The sequence below is a fragment of the Lactobacillus nasalidis genome (genome assembly GCF_016587775.1).
GTDB lineage: Bacteria > Bacillota > Bacilli > Lactobacillales > Lactobacillaceae > Lactobacillus > Lactobacillus nasalidis.
In genome coordinates this window covers 1-4808 of the sequence record NZ_BOCG01000068.1, presented here as the reverse complement: position 1 = coordinate 4808, position 4808 = coordinate 1, and the positions used below count along the sequence as shown (strand labels likewise).

The window sequence follows — 4808 nt, the reverse complement described above, 5'->3', positions numbered from 1 at the left end:
GTTGGCGGCAGCCGCTATGCGCCAAGACTGGAGGAGAGCAAAAGAAGCCGCTGGCACTACCGCTGCCGGCAGTGCGGGCAGGACTACTGGCGCCAGCGGCAGGTCAATGTCAGGAAGTATTTCTGTGGCCGCTGCCGGGGAAAATTGGAAAAAATCGCTGGCCCCCTTGCCAAATGAGGGCAGCTTTGCTAAAATATTAAATGTATTTGCGGGCGTGGCGGAATTGGCAGACGCGCAAGACTAAGGATCTTGTGACCGCTTTTGGTCGTGGAAGTTCAAGTCTTCTCGTCCGCACTAAGATAAGGAGTCGTTGTGAAACGGCTCCTTTTTTGTTGATTCTTTAAACTTGCTTTTCCTCCAATCTGTTATAATGGATAGAACGCAATGCAAGATGAATAGAAGGGTGCGTTAAATGTACGATTCTGAAGCCAGACAGAAGACCTTGAACTTGACCGTCAGCGCGGTCTTTGTGGCCATTCTGCTGCTGGAAGCTTTTATTCCCAATGTGGGTTACATCACGATTTTGCCAGGTCTGCCGGCCATTACCACGATTCCACTGACGGTCGCGGTCTTTGCCTCTTTAAGGGGACCTAAAGCCGGCGCGGCCTTTGGCTTGGTCTGGGGCCTGACCAGCTTGATCCGGGCTTATGCCGCTCCAAACGGCCTGGTCACCATTCTCCTTTTCCAGAATCCCTTGATTGCCTTAGTGCCGCGGATTGCTGCCGGCTGGGCAGCGGGAATGGCCGGGCAATTAGCCAACAAATGGGAGAGCAAGCAACCTCTGGCTTACGCCTTAAGCGGCCTTTTAGCTTCAGCGATCAACACGGTCACGGTGATTCTTTTGGCCGACCTGGTCTACTTCAATCATCCCCAGAAGCTGGCCTTGGCTCTGGGAGCCAAGAGCGGGCAGTCTCTCTTGGTGATCCTTTTTACGGCCCTGGCCGTCAACGGCATTTTGGAAGCAATCTTCAGCGGCTTGATCACGCCGCTCATTACCGCGCCACTTAAGAAGCGACTGAAGCGGCGCTAGAAAGCAGATAAGTATGGCAGGACACAGAAAAACACGCAAAGGCAAGCAGCAGACCACCATCGTCCTGGTCCGCGTTTTCGCCATCATCATCTTGTGCCTGGGTCTCTTCGTGGCCTTCCGCTACTACCGCCGCCAGGCCCTTGAGCAGGAGCAGGTTCGCCAGGCTGAACTGGCCAAAAAGGAAGCGGCCGCCAAGCTGCTTAAAAAGAAGAAGGCCTTTATCAAAAAAGTCGGCCCGATCGCGCAAAAAGTTGACAAGGGGACTGGCCTTTTGCCAAGCATCACCATCGCCCAGGCCTGCCTGGAAAGCAACTACGGGCAAAGCACCCTGTCGCAGAAATACAACAACCTCTTTGGGGTCAAGGGGACCGATCCCAACACTTCAGCCGTCATGACCACCAAGGAGTACACCAACGGCAAGTGGGTGAGCGTCAAGGCGCGTTTTCAGATCTATGACTCCTATGAGGCTTCCATCCGGGCTCACGTCCGCCTCTTCCAGCAGGGGACGAGCTGGAACAAGAACCAGTACAAGGACGTTTTGACGGCCAAAGACTACAAGAGCCAGGCCAAGGCCCTGGTCACCGACGGCTATGCCACCGACCCGGACTACTCGACCAAACTCATCAATTTAATCGAACAATACAACCTGAACAAGTACGATAATTAAGAGGCTGCCAGCAATCTTTGGCGGCTTTTTTTGCTATAATGGATAAGCTAAGTTTTTTGTTTTTTTGAAAGGGTAAAGCATGTCTGAAGCAACGATTTTACAAGGTTTGAATCCGCAACAGGTCCAGGCAGTCAAGACGACTGAAGGGCCCCTTTTGGTAATCGCCGGGGCCGGCAGTGGGAAGACCTCGGTTCTGACCAGGCGGATCGCCTACTTGGTGGAAGAAAAGCGGGTTGCTCCCTGGAACATCCTGGCCATCACCTTCACCAACAAGGCCGCTAAAGAAATGAAGGAAAGAGAAGTCAAGCTCCTGGGCGACCAGGCTGAAAGCATCTGGATGTCCACCTTCCACGCCCTCTGCGTCCGCATCCTGCGCCGGGACGGCCACTTGATCGGCTATGACCGGGACTTCTCCATCGCTGACCCTTCTGAGCAGGTGACCCTGGTCAAGCGCATTCTCCGCCAGCTGGACCTGGATCCCAAGCAGTACCTGCCCCGCAATATCTTGAGCCAGATCTCCAATGCCAAGAACCGTCTGCAGACGCCAAAGCAGTATGAGGAAAGCGCGGTTGGTCCTTTTGAACAGGTCGTCGCCGACGTCTACAAGAAGTACCAGTCCAGCCTGGAAAGAGACCAGATCATGGACTTTGACGACCTGATCATGCAGACGCTGGAATTGTTTGAAGCCAGCCCGGACACCCTGGCCTACTACCAGCAGAAGTTCCGCTATCTGCTGGTTGATGAATACCAGGACACCAACGAGGCCCAGTACGAGCTCTGCCGCCTGCTGGCTGACGGCTACCACAACATCTGCGTTGTCGGGGATGCCGACCAGTCAATCTACGGCTGGCGGGGGGCCAACATGGAAAACATCCTCAACTTTGAGCACGACTACAAGAATGCCCAAACCGTCAAATTGGAGCAGAACTACCGGTCAACCGGCCACATCTTGAAGGCGGCCAATGCCGTCATCGACCACAACGAAAACCGGAAGGCCAAGAAGCTCTGGACCGACAAGGGCGACGGGGAAAAGGTCCACTACTACCAGGCCCAAAGCGACCGGGACGAAACCCGCTTCGTCCTCTCCAAGATCAAGGAAGAAGTCGACAAGAAGAAGCGCCGTTACCAGGACTTTGCCGTCCTTTACCGGACCAATGCCCAGTCCCGCGGAATGGAAGAAACTTTGGTTGAAGCCAACATCCCTTACCAGATCGTCGGCGGGCACAAGTTCTACGACCGCAAGGAAATCAAGGACATCATGGCCTACCTCAAGCTGGTGGCCAATCCCAGCGACTCCATGAGCTTCAACCGGATCATCAACGTCCCAAAGCGGGGGATCGGCCAGGCCACGACGACCAAATTGGCTGCCTTCGCCGACGAAATGGGGGGCGGAATCTACGAAGCCATGCGCAATGTCGAATTGGCGCCGATTTCTGCCGCTGCTGCCAAGAAGCTCCTGGCCTTCAGCGATCAGCTGACTGACGCGATTTCCTATGCCCAAGACCACACCGTCAGCGAACTGACCGACAAGATTCTGGAAGACTTCGGCTACACCAAGGCCCTAAAGGAAGAAGAAGCCCAAGGGTCTCTGGAAGCTGCCGCCCGCCTGGAAAACCTGCAGGAATTTACCACGGTTACCAAGCGCTTTGACGACAATTACAATGAAGAAGAGAATCCAGACAGCAGCCGCTTGAGCGACTTTTTGGCGGAAGTATCCCTTTTAAGCGACCAAGACGACCTGGAAGACAGCGATGACCGGGTAACTTTGATGACCCTGCACGCGGCTAAAGGCTTGGAATTTCCAGTCGTCTTCCTGATCGGGATGGAAGACAACATCTTCCCGCTTTCCCGGGCCATCAAGGACGAAGATCCAAACCAGCTGGAAGAAGAACGCCGCCTGGCTTACGTGGGCATCACCCGGGCCAGAGAAGAGCTTTACCTGACTTCGGCTTACACCCGGATGATGTACGGCAGCAAGCAGTACAATGCCCAGTCCCGCTTTATCGGCGAAATCAAGGACGAGGATTTGGACATCGAGGCCTCCAGTGCCCCAAAGACCAGTACTTCCTTCCTGGATTTGGACCGGGTGCCTTTTGCCAAAAAGTCCCCGTCCAGCCGGCCAGCCAAGCCGGTCCACCGGGCCAGCAAGGCGGCTGGGGCCGTCGGTGCCGAAAAGAAGGGCTGGCACCCGGGCGACCAGGTCGAGCACAAGAGCTGGGGCAAGGGCGTGGTCATCAAGGTCACGGGTTCTGGCGAGGACATGGAACTGGACATCGCTTTTGCAAGCAAGGGCACCAAGCGCCTGCTGGCGGCTTTTGCCCCGATCAAGAAGATTTAGGTGAAAAAGCATGGCTGAAAGTTTAGAAGAAGCAAAAAAGGAAGTCAGCGAGTTGCGCGCCCAGCTGGACCAGTGGGCCAAGGCCTACTATGAGCAGGACGCGCCAGTAGTCGAAGACCACGTTTACGATGAAAAATACGCCCGCCTGCTGGAACTGGAAAACGCTTATCCGGAATTAAAGACGGCTGACTCCATTACCCAAAGAGTCGGCGGGGAAGTCAATGGCGACCTGCCCAAAGTCGAACACCCGGTGCCGATGCTGTCGATGGGGGACGTCTTTTCCAAGGAAGAATTGGCCGAGTTTGACCAGCGGGTGCAAAAGGCGGTTGGCCATCCCGTGGCCTACAATGTCGAACTGAAAATCGACGGCCTGTCTCTGTCTTTGGAGTATGAAGAAGGGCGTCTGAAGCGGGCCTCAACCCGGGGCAACGGGCAGGTCGGCGAAGACGTGACCAAGAACGTCAAGTACATCAAGGATGTTCCCCAGAAACTGCCCGAAGCCATTACCACCGAAGTGCGGGGGGAATGCTACATGGACAAGGAGGCTTTTGCCAAATTGAACCAGGAACGCGACGAAGCCGGGGAGAGCAATTTTGCCAACCCGAGAAACGCCGCGGCCGGCTCTTTGAGGCAGCTGGACCCGAAGGTGACCAAGAAGCGGCAGCTGAGCACCTTCATCTATACCTGGATCAACCCGCCGGCTGGCATTGACTCCCAGCACCAGGCCATCAGCGAAATGGCCAAGCTGGGCTTCCACACCAATGACAGCGGCC

The 4808-nt window shown here is 55.4% G+C and carries 5 protein-coding genes and 1 tRNA gene; all 6 read left to right on the top strand.

The genetic code is table 11. The annotated features are described in order from the left end of the window. The first annotated feature begins 27 nt into the window (after window positions 1-27). Window positions 28-177, top strand: coding sequence for a zinc ribbon domain-containing protein (locus lacNas_RS14615; RefSeq protein WP_507762768.1), 150 nt, complete (start codon window positions 28-30; stop codon window positions 175-177). A 31-nt stretch (window positions 178-208) separates the two neighbouring features. Beyond that, window positions 209-294 (top strand) — tRNA-Leu (locus lacNas_RS00790). 118 nt (window positions 295-412) lie between these two features. Continuing rightward, window positions 413-1030, top strand: a complete 618-nt coding sequence (locus tag lacNas_RS00785) for an ECF transporter S component (protein ID WP_201331271.1) — start codon at window positions 413-415, stop codon at window positions 1028-1030. Between the two features lie 13 nt (window positions 1031-1043). Further along, on the top strand, window positions 1044-1697 hold the full coding sequence (locus lacNas_RS00780) for a glycoside hydrolase family 73 protein (RefSeq protein WP_201331270.1): 654 nt from the start codon (window positions 1044-1046) through the stop codon (window positions 1695-1697). A gap of 79 nt (window positions 1698-1776) precedes the next feature. Next, window positions 1777-4035, top strand: coding sequence for a DNA helicase PcrA (pcrA, locus tag lacNas_RS00775; RefSeq protein ID WP_201331269.1), 2259 nt, complete (start codon window positions 1777-1779; stop codon window positions 4033-4035). Between the two features lie 10 nt (window positions 4036-4045). After that, the coding region (locus lacNas_RS00770) for a DNA ligase LigA-related protein (RefSeq protein ID WP_507762767.1) at window positions 4046-4808 on the top strand (763 nt) is incomplete at its 3' end.